Consider the following 14,345-nt stretch of genomic DNA (forward strand, 5'->3'; position numbering starts at 1 on the left):
AATTTGATCGGGCGGCATGAGGTTGTCGGAATGCCTGTCGGCAGCTAAACGGGATGATCGCCGCAAAAATCTTCGATTCTTGTATGTAAGTAGCTGTTTTTCAGGGGCTAATCCTTAGGGGTAGCAGGTTGGAGTCGAAGGTTTAAGCGTGCAGGGCAAACTATCAATGCAACTAGATAGAGCATGAGTGGCGTCTTGAATACTATCGGGCCAGCTATCTGTATGCCGCAATAAGAGATGGCGCGGAGGCAGGCGTATGTATTCGGTACGCCCGGGGGGAGAGCAACTTTTGGATGTATTGGCCAAGTCGGGCGGCTCTTCTGTTTTAGAGTTAAGACTAATCTTAAAACTGCGTGGAAAGTTGTAGGTTGAGTGCGGGAAGTCTCTAGGTACTTCGATCTTTAACCATCTGCCTGTTTGCCTGAGTCCGTGTTGAACAGGGCGCAAAAAAATGCCCCGATCGCTCGGGGCACTCTTGTCCTGGTCTACAGGCTCAGATTCAGTGCAGCTTGAGGCGTGGCTCGGTGCCGCGGCCGATCCGGCTGCCGAGCATCAGCATGGCGGTACGGAACGGGCCGTAGAGCGCCATCTGGTGCATGCGGTACAGCGACACATAGAACATCCGCGCCAGCCAGCCTTCGAGCATCACGCTGCCGGTCAGGTTGCCCATCAGGTTGCCCACGGCGGAAAAACGCGACAGCGAGATCAGCGAGCCGTAGTCGGTGTATTTGTATTCCGGCAGGGCCTTGCCTTCGATACGCAGTTTCAGCGACTTGGTCAGCAGCGATGCCTGCTGGTGAGCCGCCTGCGCCCGTGGTGGAACGTTGCGATCGGTGCCCGGTTGCGGGCAGGCGGCGCAGTCGCCAAAGGCGAAGATGTTCTCGTCGCGGGTGGTCTGCAGGGTCGGCAAGACCTGCAGCTGGTTGATGCGGTTGGTTTCCAGGCCGTCGATGTCCTTGAGGAAGCCCGGGGCGCGAATGCCCGCGGCCCAGACTTTCAGGCTGGCGGCAATCACCTGGCCATCGGCGGTGATCAGGCTGTCGGCGGTGACTTCGCTGACCGCGGCATTGGTCATGACCTTGACCCCGAGTTTTTCCAGGGTCTTGTGCACCGGGCCGCCGATCCGCTCCGGCAGGGCCGGCAGTACCCGTGGGCCGGCCTCGATCAGGGTGATGTGCATGTTTTCCGGCTTGATCCGGTCCAGGCCGTAGGCCGCCAGCTCGTGGGCGGCGTTGTGCAGCTCGGCGGCCAGTTCGACGCCTGTGGCACCGGCACCGACGATGGCCACGCTGATCTGCTCCACCACATCGGTCTGCCCGGCATGGGCGCGCAGGTAGTGGTTGAGCAGTTGCTGGTGGAAACGTTCGGCCTGTTTGCGCGTGTCGAGGAACAGGCAGTGCTGGGCGGCGCCCTGGGTGCCGAAGTCGTTGGTGGTACTGCCCACGGCAATCACCAGGGTGTCGTAGCCCAGCTCACGAGCGGGCAGCAGCTCCACGCCGTTTTCGTCGTAGGTGGCGGCCAGCTGGATTTTCTTCTGTTGGCGATCGAGCCCGCTCATGCGGCCCAGCTGGAACTCGAAGTGGTTCCATTTGGCTTGGGCGACATAGTTGAGTTCGTCTTCGGAAGAGTTCAGCGAGCCGGCGGCCACTTCATGCAGCAAGGGTTTCCAGATGTGGGTCAGGTTCGCGTCGACCAGCATCACACTGGCGGTACCGCGCTTGCCCAGAGTCTTACCCAGACGGGTAGCCAACTCCAGACCGCCGGCGCCGCCGCCAACGATGACAATACGATGAGTCATGGGGATATCTCGCAAGGCTAAAAGAAATCGGTACGGTTACCCGAGCGAGCGCGATGCAGCTCATAGCGTCAGGTAACTGATAAGTCGGCTCAGCAGGCCCAGGCCAATGGTGATGGTCACGACTATCACGAGGAGCATCCACGGCCGGAAGGGCCGGCGCTCGACTCGGTGCTGGGCCAGTTGCAGGTATTCTTCGACATGGCGTTGGTCGTCGGGGTTCAGGCGGCTGGTCATAAAAAGCCTCGTCAGCTAGACGTTGCGAAAAGTATGAAGGTTACAGCGCAGTGCCATCTTGTCGGGCTATGCGGCAATGAACGGAGCATAGCTGCTCGCGGATGCCGGCCTTGTCATCCCGTGAATGATTGCGCTTTGTAACACTCGCGCGGTGTTTGCGCCATGCCACGAATGGCCTGAAGAGGCCCGGGGAACTCCGCTCCAGGCGGTTTAGAGACTGATACCGACATCGAAGAGGATGCTGCGCCCCAGGTTGCCACGCAGGAAGTCCGGCGCGTCGGGGTGGGCGAACAGCACGCGGGCGAAGGTCGGCCCGACCAGCGACAACGAGCGCCAGCCCTGGCGCAGGTATTCGGTCGGCGGCGGGAAGTGGCTGTTGAGGTCGAGCACTTCGCGCTTGAGGCTGGCGAAGGCGATGATGTCCAGCTCCCCCAGGTCCATGCCGCGTTCCTTGTAGTTGTGGGCTTTCTTGCGCAGGGTCGGGGCCAGCCTGAGCAACAGTTCGTTGGCCGGAATGCGCTTGGGCTTGGCCTCGCGCCGCACTAGCTGGCTGAGGGAGAAGGCACTGCGGCGCCGTTGCAACTCGTCGCGCCATTCGTCGTTGAGGCGGCGGCCTTCGTCCAGCACGAAGAACACCTCGAAACAGGCCTCGCGAAACAGTACGTCCGGCGGCTCCTGCCCGGCGGGCGTGAACTCGTCGGCACGGTAGGGGATGTTCAAGCCTTGCAGCAGGCGTTGGCAGACCCAACGCTCACGCTCCCATTTGCGCGCATTGGACAGGAACGCGTTGGCTTGTTCGGCCTGAATGGTGAGCAGGCGCAAGTAATCTGAGTCATCCATAGTCCAAGCTTAGCGTCCAAACGCTGATCCAAGAAATACACTCTGCCGGGTCGGCGGGGGCTGACTGCACTTATAACGGATAAGTGTGACATCAGGTCAACCCTCTGCCGCTCGTTCAGGCCCGCCAGGGTTTCAGCCAGAGCCCCAGGGCGATCAGCAGGAGCAAACCGGCCACTGTGCTGAGCCCCAATTGCAGCCAGACATTCAACAGCGGATGCAACAGCAGCGCCGCCGCGCTCAGCAGGACGGCGCTGACTGCCCAGCGCACCGGCCAGTTGATCAGGGTGAGCAATTGCTGGCGCTGCATCAGCAACAGGTTGGTCAGGAGCACGCCGCCGAGGGCTGCCAGAGGAATTGCGGTCAGCCCCAGAACCAGCGGCAGGCCCGCCAGCAACAAGGCGTTGAGCAGGCTGCCGAGCAGTTCGCAATGCAGTGGCGTGCTGGTATCACCGGCGGCATAGGCGTAACGCGCGAGCATGGCGTTCCAGGCACCAAATACCAACGACACGGCGAACCAGCCCAGCAGCGCCGGCAGCGGGCCGTCGGCGCTCTGGGCGGGCAGCAGCCAGTGGATCAGCGCCGGGCTGGCGCCCACCAGGCCGAGCGCGGCTGGCAGGCTCAGCAGGGTCGCGGCGTCGAGCCCCCGATGCAGCAGCCCCAGGCGCTGATCGCCGGACTTGCCGCTCATCAAGCCAAGCAGGACCTGGTTGAGACTCATCAAGGCAATCAGCGGCAGGTTGATCAGCTTGCGCGCCAGGTTGACCCAGGTCACCACGCCTTCGCCCAGGTAGCTGGCGACCAGCCGTTCCACCAGTGCCAGGCCCTGGCTGGCCAGGTTGCTGGTCAACAGCGGGCCGAGGCGGCCGAGCAGTTCCCGGCCGGCACCGGCGTCCCCGCGGACTTGCCAGGGGCGCCAGCCGGTCTGCCAGACCGCCGGCACCAGCGACAGGCACATCAGCAGGCTGCCGAGGAAAAATGCCAGCGAAAGGCCGGAGCCCAGGCTCGCCTGGCCGTAGAAAAACAGGTAAAGCACCGGTGGCAGGTTGAACAGCAGCGAGCCTAGCCCCGGCAGGACAAAACGTTGCCGGGCGTGCAGCGGGATGCTGAACAGCGCATGCATGAGCAGGCCGGGGATGCAGGCGGCCAGGCTGCGCAGGTTGGCGGCGGCTTCGGCCTGGGCTGCGCTGTCGAGCCCGGGGCCGATCAGGCGGATCCACAACGGCGCGCTCAAGGCCAGCAGGGCATACAGCCCCAGCCCCAGGCCCAGCAGGCGTGGACACAGGCCGGCCAGCCAGCCGTGCTGGCGCTGGGCGTTGCGTTCCTGATAGAGCGGCAGGGCCGCGGCCGCGAGAATGCCGGCGGCCAGGGTCATGCGCAGGGCTTCGGGAATGAACACCGCGACCAGGAACGCATCGCTGCGGCTGCCCGCGCCCCAGGCCGCCACCAGCAGCCATTCGCGGGCAAAACCGGCGAGCAGACCGGCGAGGGTCGCCAGGGTCAGCAGCAGGGTGCTGCCGAGCATCAATAGAACAGGGTGAACAGGCCTTTGCCACCCACCTTGTAGTTCAGGTCGTGAGGGCGCTCGCCCATGGGTTTGGCACCGCTGCCGCCGATGATCTTGTAGGGGGCAACGGCCTTGGCCACGAGGGTGTTGGCGGTCACTACGGCCCCGCGACCGATATGCGATCCATGGGCGAGCAGCGCCCGGGTGGCGATCCAGGCGTAGTCATCGATGTAGATGGGCGCGGACACCGACCAGAACTCGGGGCTCATCGGGTCATGGCCGCCGGCGAGAATCAGCACGTGAGAGGCGATCGTCACATGATCGCCGATGATCAGCCCGGCCCGGGCATCGATCTGACAATGCCAGGCGATCACGCTGTCATCGCCGATCACCAGGTTTTCCACCCCCAGCACCTCGGTGTTGCGCCAGATGCTCGAGCCCTTGCCGATTTTCGCGCCGCCCAGGCGCAGCCAGGCGATGCGCACGTGATGGCTGGGGATCTTGTTGATCAGGATGTTGTAGGCCTGCTCCCAGGCCCGCAGCCAGCGGTCCTTGAGGGTGGCCAGATTCTTGCCGTAGCGCGGCACCAGGGTGGTGGGGATGTCCCGCTTCAAACGGCCAAACAGGCGTCGGGCCAGGGGATGCTCGATGATCGGTTCGATATCCACCGCACAGATGCTGTAGCGCGCCTGCTCGCCGTCGCCCTCGACGAACAGCACGTCGTTGTTCAGCCCCCAGCTATAGGCCTCGAGCAGTTCATCGTGGCTGACGCCCAGCTCCGAGGCCAGGGCAGGCAGGCGTTCCGGCAGATCCGCAGAATGGAAAATACGATGTTTCATGCTTGGCGATCCTTGGGGTTGATGAGAGGAAGAGTGATGGCCGGGCGCAACCGGACCTGTTGCAGGCTCATGCCCATCAACAGCCAGAACAGACCGATCAGCACGAAAGTGAAGCTGAAGTAGTGGTCGAACAAACCCGTCAGCAGGGCCGCCAACAGGCCGGAAATGCACCCCAGCCACAGCGCGTTGTCGGCGGTCACCTGACGGATCGGCGCCAGCGGGCGCACCTCGCGCCACCACAACAGGGTGACGGCGATGAACAGCAGCATCCCCGGAATGCCGATCTTGTAGATGAAGTTCAGCCACAGGTTGGAGATGCCCGGCAGGTCGGTGCCCGGTACCGGCGGGTCGACCTTGAAGCCGATGCCCAGCGGGTAGCGCATCATCGCCTCGGGGAATTTCGCGTACTCGTCGAAACGCACTTCGGTACTGGCGTTGGTCGCCGAGAACATGGTCATCAGGCGTTCCTGCAGCGGCGGGTAGAACATCACCAGGGCCACCGCGAAGGCCGCCCCGAGGCCGATGATCCGGCCGCTGTAGGGCACGCGTTTGTAGGTCAGCCAGATCAGCACCAGGGCCAGGGCCAGGATCGCCCCGCGGGAAATACTCAGCAGCAGCCCCGCGCAACCCAGGATCGCCACCGCCAGCCCCAGGGCCCGGCGCGCGCCGGTGCGGGTCCAGCCATAGAGCAGCGCCAGGGGAATGAACAGCACCAGCACGCCGCCAGTGAGGTTGGGGTGAACCCAGGGCGATGCCATGCGCTGGTAGTTGGCGGAGAAGATGTCCCTCACCGCTTCCGGGTGGGCGTACTTGAGGTCGGTGAGGATCGGGATCATCGACATCGCGTTGCGTGACTTGATGAACATGCCGATCGACAACAGCAGCATCAGCAGGGTGCCCAGCAGCAGGGCGATCACCAGTTTGTCGCGGTCGGCGTCGGTACGCAGCAGCAGCGGCACCATGAACAGCAGCGACAGGTTCATCAGCCAGCGCACCCAGTTCACCGGGCCGTTGCCTTCGGCGTGGATGATCAGCATGCCCCAGACAAAGGGAATGGCACTGAACAGCATCAGCCAGACCATGGCCCGCTCGGTGGGGTGCCAGAGCATGAGGTTGCGGGTCTTGCCGATGAACGATTGCCAGAACAGCCCGACCCACGTCAGGCCGAGCACCGCTTCACTGACCGTGGTGCGAATCCCCAGTTGCAGCGTGGTGTAGGGAATGCAGGTGGCCAGCACGGCGAAGATCAGCAGGCCCCACAGCGGCTTGCGGATCAGCGTCAGGGTCACGGCCAGGCCGATCACCACGAAGATGACTTTTGCCGGTGGCAGGGCCCACAACAGGATCCCGAAGATCAACCCCAGGGTCAGGCCAATGAATTTTCCTGGCAGCATCAGTGAAAGAGCCCTGTGAGCAAGGTGTCGAGGCGCTGGCGGTGGGCCGGCTCGGCAAATTGCCGGGCCCAGTCGCGCAGGGTATCCGGATCGGGTCTGACGCTGTCCTGCGCCTGTTCGATCAGCGCGTTGCGCAGGCTGGCGCGATCGCGGGCATTGAAGCGTCGCGCGCCGGGGGGCGTGACCTCGTCGAGCGCCGAACCCCTGGCCACTGCGACCGGCGTGCCCTGCCACAGCGCCTCGACCACCGGCAGGCCGAAGCCTTCGGCGTAGGAGGGCTGCCACAGGCAGTCGGCATGCCGGTACAGGGCCTGCAACTGCTCGTCGCTGACGCCATTGACCCAATGCAGGCCGGGCAACTGGCTCAGGTTGGCGGGCAGGTCGCTGGCATGGCCGACCAGGACCAGCTCCGGTACTTGCGGGTTTTCCTGGCGGCAGCGCTGCCACTGCTCGATGAAGAGCGGCATGTTCTTGCGCGGCTCCCGCGTCCCGACGGCCAGCCAGTAACGCTCGGGCAGGCCCGTCGGCAGTGGGCCGACGACGCCCTGGAACTCCGGCACCAGGTTGTGCAGCACGCGGAATTTCGGCCGCGCCCAGGGAAACAGCCGGGCCGCTTCACTGCAGGAAAACCGCGAAGGGCACCAGACCTCATCGGCAACCCAGATCGACCAGGCGATCGACACGGCGTCGATCAGCCGATAGGCCATGGCCTTGAGCTGCGAGCGGTGGAAGTTGCGTTGGGTCAGCTGGAACAGGTCATGCAGGATCAGCACATAACGGGTGCCCGCCGGCTTGTGGCCGATGGGCAGGCCCATGTTGGCGGTGGCGATATACAGGTCGACCGACTGCTCGCGAATGGTCGCCGGCAAGAATTTGCGTTCGAAGCGCAGGCGCACGCCGGGGCGTTGCACGCCATCGAGGGGGCTCGGCCAGGCCGGGCAAAAGGCGGTCTGGCGCTGTTCATGCTCCAGTGGCGCTTCGCTCACCAGCAGCAATTCGGTGTCTTCACGGGCACGCAGGGCCTGTTCCAGTGCCTTGACCTGACGGGCGATGCCCGAGGAGGGAGCGACCGTGGCCGGACGATAATCGAGGGCTACACGCATGCGGGATGCTCCTGTGTGGAGGGCAGAGTCCGGTAGATCTGTTCCAGTTCGTCACCGGCCACGGCCCAGTCGTGATGCTGGCGGGCATACAGGCGGGCGGCGCCGGCCAATTGGGCGGCGAGGGTCGGCTCGCTCAACAGGCGAATCACGGCATCGGCCAGGGCCTGGGCATTGTCGCCTGCCAGGTAATGTTCCTCGGGGCGGATGGCCAGGCCCGAGGCGCCTTGCGCGGTGCTGACCAGCGGCAGGCCGGCGGCCATGGCTTCGAGCACCTTGAGCTTGGAGCCGCCGCCCTGGCGCAACGGCGCGATGAACAGCGCGCAACGCCGTTGCAGATCGGGCAGGTCCGGCACGAAGCCGACCCATTCGATGCGGCTGTCGGCCCAGCGTTCGGCCCAGTTATTCGGCAAGGCATACCCGGCCACCGCCAGGCGCGCCTCGGGGCAGTGGCTCCAGACCCGCGGGAAAATCTCGTCGAGCATCCACTGCACAGCGTCCAGGTTCGGCGCGTATTCGTAGTTGCCGACAAACAGCACCCGCTGGCTCTGCGGGTCGGCCGAGACCTCGGCAAAGCTGCGGCTGTCGACACCGTTGACCACCACCTCGACCGGGGTACGGGTCAGCTGGCGCATGGTCCGGGCGTCGCTTTCGGTCACCGCGACCACCTGGCGGGCCGTGTCGAACGCCTTGCGTTCCCACTGTCGGCAGCGCCATTGGTCGTAGCGCACGAAGAGGCTGGCCCAGGCTGGGAAGCGGTCATAGGTTGCGCCGCCCAGGCTGGATTCGAGGTTGTGCTCGGTGAGCACGAAGTCCCGGCCGGCCCGCCGCAGCGGTTGCAGATAGGGTTGCAGGCTGTAGCTGTGTTCGACCTGGATCACATCCCAGGGCTCTTGCAGCAGGCTGTCGAAGCGCTCGCGCAAGGGGCGCGACACGCCGTTGACCGTGGTCAGCAGCGGCCACGGCGCGAACAGCCCGGCCAGTACCGTGACCGGGTGCTTCAGCGGGCGCCGGGGCACCACGATCAGGCGTTCCAGCCAGGGCTCGAGGGCGGCGCGGGTGACGGCATCGGCCTCGGTCTTCGACTGCACCAGCAAGGTGATGCGGTGACCCCGCTCGCTCAAGGTCCGCAGCAAGTGAAACTGGCGAGTCTTGCCTCCACTGGTCATGGGCCAGGGCAGGTAGGGGAGAATCCAGAGAATCTTCACGTACGGCACTCCAGGTCGAGATCGATTACCACACGAGAATCTGCAGGGACGATTTCACGGCCGGCTGGATGCCGTCCGCGGCCTCGAGACTGGCCCGGGTTCCGCTGAGCGGGTCGTAGAGCTCGGCCTGGTGCACCTGGGGCAAGCGGATAGTGCCGCCCTTGGCGCTCCAGAACATCAGCAGGCGCTTACCGTCGTCGCGGGTCCAGGACACGCTGTAGAAGGTGTCGGGCAGGTTTGTAAGCTCTGGCGTCTTGCCGGGTTTGAGGCGCGCGCCGGTAATCTCGAGAAACCGCGCGAGCGCCTTGTACACCGGCTTGGGTTCGCCGTTGAGATCGAGCAGGCCGTAATGCTGGTCGCGGGCCGAGGCGCGCGAGTCGAGATCGGAAAGGGCGAAGAGAAAGATCCGCTCGTAGTCCTGGTCGCTCATCAACGCCAGGCGACGCAGGGTGTAGTCGGCCTGGCCGTCGACGCCGATCAGCCGCTGCATCTCCTTGGGCCCGGCGTAGCTCGACCAGCCCCACTCGGTGGCCCAGACCCTCTTCAGGCCGGCGCCGTGCAGCATGTCGTTGAGCTGCTTGCCGCGCAGCAGCACTTCGTTCTTGCCTGGCTCATCAGTTTCCGGGGTTTCCGAATACGGGTGGTAGGCGGCGACCATGCCCAGGCTCTGCACGCCCAGTTCGCCGAGTTTCTCGAACATCAGCGCGTTGCGTTGGGTCGGCATCTGGCTGTAGTAGGCCATGCCGCCCATGACCTGGATCTTGTCCGGCGCCACCTGGTTCAGCGCCTGATGGGTCGCCAGCAACAGCTCGCCGTAGCCTTTGGCATCGGGTTTCGGCCGCCAGTTGTTGGGTATGTTCTGCTCGTTCCACACCTGCCAGGCGTCGATGTCCGGGTAACGCTGGGCCAGCATGGCCATGCGCGTGGCGAAGACTTTCGGATCGCGCGGCGGGTACTGATCCTGGAACGGCCCGCCCTTGGGGGCAGTGGTCACGAAGGGCGCCGAGCCTACGAGGTAGAACAGCGACTTGAGTTTCGAGTCGCTCAGGGTCCGGTCCAGTTCGTCGAGGGTGCTGAGTTGATAACCCTCTTCGGTGGGTTCGAGCCGATCCCAGTGCAGGTCGACCCGCACCCATTGCAGGCCGAGCTGCTTATAGGCGGCGATCTGTTTGCGGTATTGCTGCGGGGTGAACCACAGGAAGTGCGCATTGACCCCCAGGTAGTCCTTCCACACCAGGGTGCGATCGGGGGCCAGGTTGATCGGCGTGGCATCGACCTGTTCGCTGAGCAGCAGGGCGCCGCCCACCGCCAGCGCGGCGACCAGTGGCAGATAGCGCAAAAGAGGGCGACGTTTAAGGCCTGCTCGGGTCTTCATTTCGATCGCTCCTTGCACACTTCATTGAACAGTTCGGCGAAGCGCCGCGCGGTCGCGCTCCACTCGCGTTGTTGCCCGGCCTCGCTGGCCCGCGCGGCCCACTGGCGGGCCAGTTCGGGCTCCAGCACCAGGCGGCTCAGGTGTTGGCTCAGCGCTTCGACATCGCCTTGCTGATAGGTCACGCCATTGCCGCCGGCCACCTCCTCGGCAAAGGCCCGGGCATTGGAGGTGACGACCCCGCGACCGCAGGCATTGGCCCAGGACAGGGCGCCGCTGGTGCCGCGCATCTGGCCGAGCCAGGCGAGTTTTTTCGATTCCCGGTACGGCAGCACCATCACATGGTGGGCCTGGATGGTGCGGGCGATCTCGGCGGACGGCAGGTCCAGTTGCCAGTCCACCACATCGTCCAGCTGCAATTCGCGAATGCGCTGGCGCAGGCCGTCGAGGTAGTTGCCGGCCGGGTCGAAGGTCATTTCCGGGGCGGTGCCGCCGGCCAGGGTCAGGCGGACCTGGCCACGGCACTGCGGGTTGGCCGCCAGGGTGCGGGCCAGGGCCTCGATCAGGTCCTCGATGCCCTTGCCACGGTAGATGAAGCCGAAGTACAGCAGGCGCAACGGCACCAGCGGCGGCAGTTCGGCCGCGGGGATCGGCAGGTTGCCGTGGGCGATCACCGCCACCTGTTGCGGTCGCAGGCCCATGCGCTGGCGCAGGCAGTCGCCGCCCAGCCGGGTCAGGGTTATCAGCCGGCGCATGCCGCGGGCCAGGCGCCGTTCTTCGCGCAGGGTCAGCGGGTCGGCGAGCAGCGCCGCCGCTTGCGGCAGCGGGTGCGGCAGGCGTTCGAGCAGGGTCAGTGGCCAGAACAGCCGGGCGCGCCGCCAGATCAGGCGTTCCGGGTCATGCACGGTGGCCGTGCGGGGGATCCGTGGTTGTTCGCTGCTCAGGTAGTCGAGCGCCTGGAACTCGCCGAAGCGGCCACCGCCGAGCTCGGCGTGCACCAGGTCGACGCCCGTCCAGTCGAAGGCGCGCAGGCGCGTCAGTTGCTCCGCGGGATCGTGACAGCCGGCCAGCGGTGTCAGCACTTCGATGCCAAGGCCGCGCAGCGCATTGCTGAAATGCGCGGCGTAGTCGGCGATACCGGTCTGTTCCGGCGGCAGCGGGGCCAGCAAGGCGATACGCATCAGGCGGCACCGCGCCAGCTGTTGATCCGCTCCAGCACCCTGGACGGTACTTCGAAGCGGCGACGGTTGAGGATCAGCCCGTCGACCTTGCCGAAGGCGGTAGTCAGCAACGACATTGCATTCTCGATCATCGGCACGGTGCTGGTCCGAGCCTCGATCACCAGGGCGATCAGGTCGGCGCGGCGCAGGATCAGGAAGGCCTCCTGGTTCGACAGCAGGGCCGAGGCATCCAGCAGCAGGACTTCACCGGGCTGGGCCGGCGCGCTGTCGTTGACCCGCACGCGCTGGCCGCGCTCTTCCAGCAGGCGGCGCAGGCGTTCGAGGATGAAACTCACGCCTTCGCCATGGCGCGCCGAGGTCAGGCCCAGGGTCAGGCCCTGGCTCTCGATGCGGTCCATGGGCAGCAGGCTGTAGAGCCGGTAGATGCTCGCGGTCATGGCGGCGGGCGTGGCGTCCTCGAGGTCCGGCACGCTGCCCCACAGCGGCACCTGGAACAGCTCTGGCAGGCGCGAGCCGTCGTGGATGCGCTGGTCCAGCAGGTAGCAGACATAGATGGTCAGCAGACCCACGGCGATGCCCGCGGGAATGGCGAACAGCAGGATCAGCAGACTCTTGGGGAAGACCCGCGCCGGGTTGAAGGTGGCGTGCTCGATGATCGCGATGTTGCTGATCTGGCTGCTGTCGAGCTCGTGGTCGATACGCGCCTGTTCCAGGTTTTCCGAGTACAGCGCGTAGCTCTTTTCCGCGGTGCGCAACTGCTGGGTCAGGCGGTTGAGTTCGGGCTCGTCGGTCAGTACCCGGTCGCGCTCGGTACGCAGGGCAGCCAGGGTCTTGTCGTAGTTCTCGATCTGCCCGGTCAGCCGGCGCTGTTGCAGCTGGGCATCGATGACCTGCTGCTTGACGTTGGTCACCAGGCTATTGGGCGCGATGTTCTTCGAGCGTTCCAGGCGGCTCTCTTCCTGCTCGCTGAGGGCCTGCAGGTCGTGGATGTTCTGTTCGATCTGCTTGACCGCCGGCGCCTCGGGCAAATAAGTGCGCAGCAAGCGCGCGCGTTCCACCTGCAGGGTGTTGAGCTGGCGCTTGAGGTCGAGCTGGGTCGGGTTGAGGCTGGTCTCGCGACTGGTCACCACTTCGACGGGCTGATCCTGGATCTGCTGGCGGGCGTTGATCAGGAAGCTGCTGATCCCGGACAGCTGGTTCTGCGCATTGACCCGGGCATCGGTCAGGCGGTCGATCTGGCTGGTGAGGTTTTCCAGGCGGGCATCGACGCTGATCGAATCGATCTGCTTCAGGCGGCCCTGCAACTGTTCCTTGAGGCTGAGGATCTGCGCGGCCACCTTGTTGCCTTCGCCTTCATAGAAGGCATAGAGGCTCTTGCGACCGAGCACCCGGGCGCGCTCCTCGAGGAAGGTGTCGACCCAGATCTTCACCACCTGCTGCGCGACTTCCGGGTCGTCCCAGGTAAAGCTGATATCGATCACCGAGGAGCCCGCTTCATGGCTGGCCTGGAAGTTCTTTTCCAGGCGGGTCGCCAGGCGGTCCAGCGGGCTCTGCGGCTCCGACAGGCCGACCAGTTGCAGCAGGCTGCGCAGCGCATCGATGGCCGTGCCCATGGCCTTTTTGGCGTAGAACTTGAGGGTCTTCCAGAAACCCTGGGGTTCGGCGGCCGCGCTCAGTTCCAGGTAGCGCTGGGCGACGATGTGCACAATGGGTCGACCGGTGAGCATCTTCTCCTCATCGACGATCGGGTCGTGCTGGGTGCTGGGCGAGATCAGTGTCTGGCGATTGCCGGCTTCGATCGGCACCGTGGTGCTGTCGCGCCCGGGCTTGACCAGCAGGCGCGCGTCCGACTCGTAGCGCGTCGGCAGCAGGAAGGCGCCCAGCACCGCGACCACGATAGTGGTGATGACCGCCAGCTTGAACTCGCGGCGGAAGATGAAGAACAGACGCAACAGGTCGCGTAGAGAGCGTATTTCGATCACGGGATCACTCCGTTGAAAGTACTTGTAGCAGTGGCTGATGGAGGCCGATCAAACGCTGTTTACTGCCCCGTCCCGGTACCGGTGGAACTGCTGGTGAAGTTGTTGATCGTGTTGCCGCTGTTCTTCACTTCCTGATCATTCAGGTCGTAGTTGAAGCCCAGGCCGATCCCCTTGTTGATCGGGAACAGCTTGGTGAAGTACATGTCCACCGCTTCCACCGTGCTGCCGATGGTCGATTGCGGCACGTAGATCAGGTCGCCGCGCTGCAGGGCGACCAGCGGATGGTTGGGGTTGCTGAGCATGTTGCTGAGGTCGACGAAGTACATCTTGTACTTGCCGTCGGGACCGGTCCTGAGCAGGGCGATGTTGGAGCTGTCGGCCGACGGCAGCACGCCGCCGGAGCTGAGCAGGGCCTGTTCCACCGACACGGTGCCGGCGAGGTTGAAGAACGATGGATTGGCCACCGCGCCGCCAATGAACACCCGGTTGCTCGGGGCAATGGCGATGTTCACGGTCACTTCGGGCTCGCGGTAGACACGGGTGTAGCGTTTGGTGATTTCCTTGCCCAGGTCTTCAGGGGTCAGCAGCGCGGCCTTGATCCGGCCGATGTTGGGCATCGAGATGAAACCGTCCGGTCGCACCACGAACATCGTCATGTCGTCGGAGCTGGCCGGCTCCTGGGCATCGCGCACGATGCGCAGGGTGTCGCCGCTCTGGATCAGCACCTGGGCGGGCGGCAGGTCGGCCAGGGTCAGTGCCGCCGCGTGGCGAGCCTTGAGGGTGTCGCTGTCAGGGAGCGCGACATGGGCGGGGGTCGAGCAGCCGCCCAGCCACAGGGTGGCGGTCAGGATGCTCAACAGACAAAGCCGGGAAGGTCGGTTAATAGTCATCAT

12 protein-coding genes are annotated in these 14,345 nt (G+C 64.9%); all 12 read right to left on the minus strand.

Going from position 1 to position 14,345, the window contains the following annotated elements:
- Positions 1 to 499: 499 nt before the first annotated feature.
- The 12 genes from BM019_RS23980 to BM019_RS24035 all read right to left on the minus strand — a co-directional run bounded on the left by BM019_RS23980 (position 500) and on the right by BM019_RS24035 (position 14,345).
- Entirely contained in the window at positions 500 to 1,798 is a 1,299-nt protein-coding gene (locus BM019_RS23980) for an NAD(P)/FAD-dependent oxidoreductase (RefSeq protein ID WP_009050927.1), read from the minus strand.
- A 60-nt stretch (positions 1,799 to 1,858) separates the two neighbouring features.
- Positions 1,859 to 2,032 (minus strand): DUF3094 family protein, encoded by a 174-nt coding sequence (locus BM019_RS23985; RefSeq protein WP_009050926.1) that lies wholly within the window; start codon positions 2,030 to 2,032, stop codon positions 1,859 to 1,861.
- A gap of 210 nt (positions 2,033 to 2,242) precedes the next feature.
- A complete protein-coding gene (locus tag BM019_RS23990) occupies positions 2,243 to 2,872 on the minus strand; it encodes a DUF1780 domain-containing protein (RefSeq protein ID WP_007924708.1) in 630 nt (209 codons plus the stop codon).
- A 115-nt stretch (positions 2,873 to 2,987) separates the two neighbouring features.
- Positions 2,988 to 4,394: a lipid II flippase MurJ gene (locus BM019_RS23995; RefSeq protein ID WP_092420785.1), complete on the minus strand. Its 1,407-nt coding sequence runs from the start codon at positions 4,392 to 4,394 to the stop codon at positions 2,988 to 2,990.
- A complete protein-coding gene (locus BM019_RS24000; protein WP_009045684.1) occupies positions 4,394 to 5,215 on the minus strand; it encodes an acyltransferase in 822 nt (273 codons plus the stop codon). Before BM019_RS24000 ends, BM019_RS23995 begins: the two co-directional genes overlap by 1 nt.
- The gene (locus BM019_RS24005; protein ID WP_092420788.1) at positions 5,212 to 6,609 is read right to left on the minus strand and encodes an O-antigen ligase family protein; all 1,398 of its coding nucleotides are present in this window, start codon (positions 6,607 to 6,609) and stop codon (positions 5,212 to 5,214) included. The genes BM019_RS24000 and BM019_RS24005 overlap by 4 nt, the downstream gene beginning before the upstream one ends.
- Positions 6,609 to 7,712: a glycosyltransferase family 4 protein gene (locus tag BM019_RS24010; RefSeq protein WP_092420791.1), complete on the minus strand. Its 1,104-nt coding sequence runs from the start codon at positions 7,710 to 7,712 to the stop codon at positions 6,609 to 6,611. The genes BM019_RS24005 and BM019_RS24010 overlap by 1 nt, the downstream gene beginning before the upstream one ends.
- Entirely contained in the window at positions 7,703 to 8,917 is a 1,215-nt protein-coding gene (locus BM019_RS24015; RefSeq protein ID WP_092420794.1) for a glycosyltransferase family 4 protein, read from the minus strand. Before BM019_RS24015 ends, BM019_RS24010 begins: the two co-directional genes overlap by 10 nt.
- Positions 8,918 to 8,942: 25 nt before the next feature.
- Complete coding sequence (locus BM019_RS24020) at positions 8,943 to 10,292, minus strand: glycoside hydrolase 5 family protein (RefSeq protein ID WP_092420797.1); 1,350 nt, start codon at positions 10,290 to 10,292, stop codon at positions 8,943 to 8,945.
- Positions 10,289 to 11,470, minus strand: coding sequence for a glycosyltransferase (locus BM019_RS24025; protein WP_062824564.1), 1,182 nt, complete (start codon positions 11,468 to 11,470; stop codon positions 10,289 to 10,291). The genes BM019_RS24020 and BM019_RS24025 overlap by 4 nt, the downstream gene beginning before the upstream one ends.
- Positions 11,470 to 13,452: a GumC family protein gene (locus tag BM019_RS24030; protein ID WP_092420800.1), complete on the minus strand. Its 1,983-nt coding sequence runs from the start codon at positions 13,450 to 13,452 to the stop codon at positions 11,470 to 11,472. Before BM019_RS24030 ends, BM019_RS24025 begins: the two co-directional genes overlap by 1 nt.
- A 59-nt stretch (positions 13,453 to 13,511) precedes the next feature.
- Positions 13,512 to 14,345: a polysaccharide biosynthesis/export family protein gene (locus BM019_RS24035; RefSeq protein ID WP_009045677.1), complete on the minus strand. Its 834-nt coding sequence runs from the start codon at positions 14,343 to 14,345 to the stop codon at positions 13,512 to 13,514.

Origin of the sequence: Pseudomonas sp. NFPP07, assembly GCF_900115645.1 — a bacterium.
In the GTDB taxonomy this organism is placed as follows: domain Bacteria; phylum Pseudomonadota; class Gammaproteobacteria; order Pseudomonadales; family Pseudomonadaceae; genus Aquipseudomonas; species Aquipseudomonas chlororaphis.

Excerpts from the sequence above, each read along its gene's own strand:
- BM019_RS24010 (WP_092420791.1), bottom strand. The coding sequence starts at position 7,712 with ATGCGTGTAGCCCTCGATTATCGTCCGGCCACGGTCGCTCCCTCCTCG.
- BM019_RS24020 (WP_092420797.1), bottom strand. The coding sequence starts at position 10,292 with ATGAAGACCCGAGCAGGCCTTAAACGTCGCCCTCTTTTGCGCTATCTG.
- BM019_RS24000 (WP_009045684.1), bottom strand. The coding sequence starts at position 5,215 with ATGAAACATCGTATTTTCCATTCTGCGGATCTGCCGGAACGCCTGCCT.
- BM019_RS23990 (WP_007924708.1), bottom strand. The coding sequence starts at position 2,872 with ATGGATGACTCAGATTACTTGCGCCTGCTCACCATTCAGGCCGAACAA.
- BM019_RS23985 (WP_009050926.1), bottom strand. The coding sequence starts at position 2,032 with ATGACCAGCCGCCTGAACCCCGACGACCAACGCCATGTCGAAGAATAC.
- BM019_RS23980 (WP_009050927.1), bottom strand. The coding sequence starts at position 1,798 with ATGACTCATCGTATTGTCATCGTTGGCGGCGGCGCCGGCGGTCTGGAG.
- BM019_RS24035 (WP_009045677.1), bottom strand. The coding sequence starts at position 14,345 with ATGATGACTATTAACCGACCTTCCCGGCTTTGTCTGTTGAGCATCCTG.
- BM019_RS24025 (WP_062824564.1), bottom strand. The coding sequence starts at position 11,470 with ATGCGTATCGCCTTGCTGGCCCCGCTGCCGCCGGAACAGACCGGTATC.
- BM019_RS24005 (WP_092420788.1), bottom strand. The coding sequence starts at position 6,609 with ATGCTGCCAGGAAAATTCATTGGCCTGACCCTGGGGTTGATCTTCGGG.
- BM019_RS23995 (WP_092420785.1), bottom strand. The coding sequence starts at position 4,394 with ATGCTCGGCAGCACCCTGCTGCTGACCCTGGCGACCCTCGCCGGTCTG.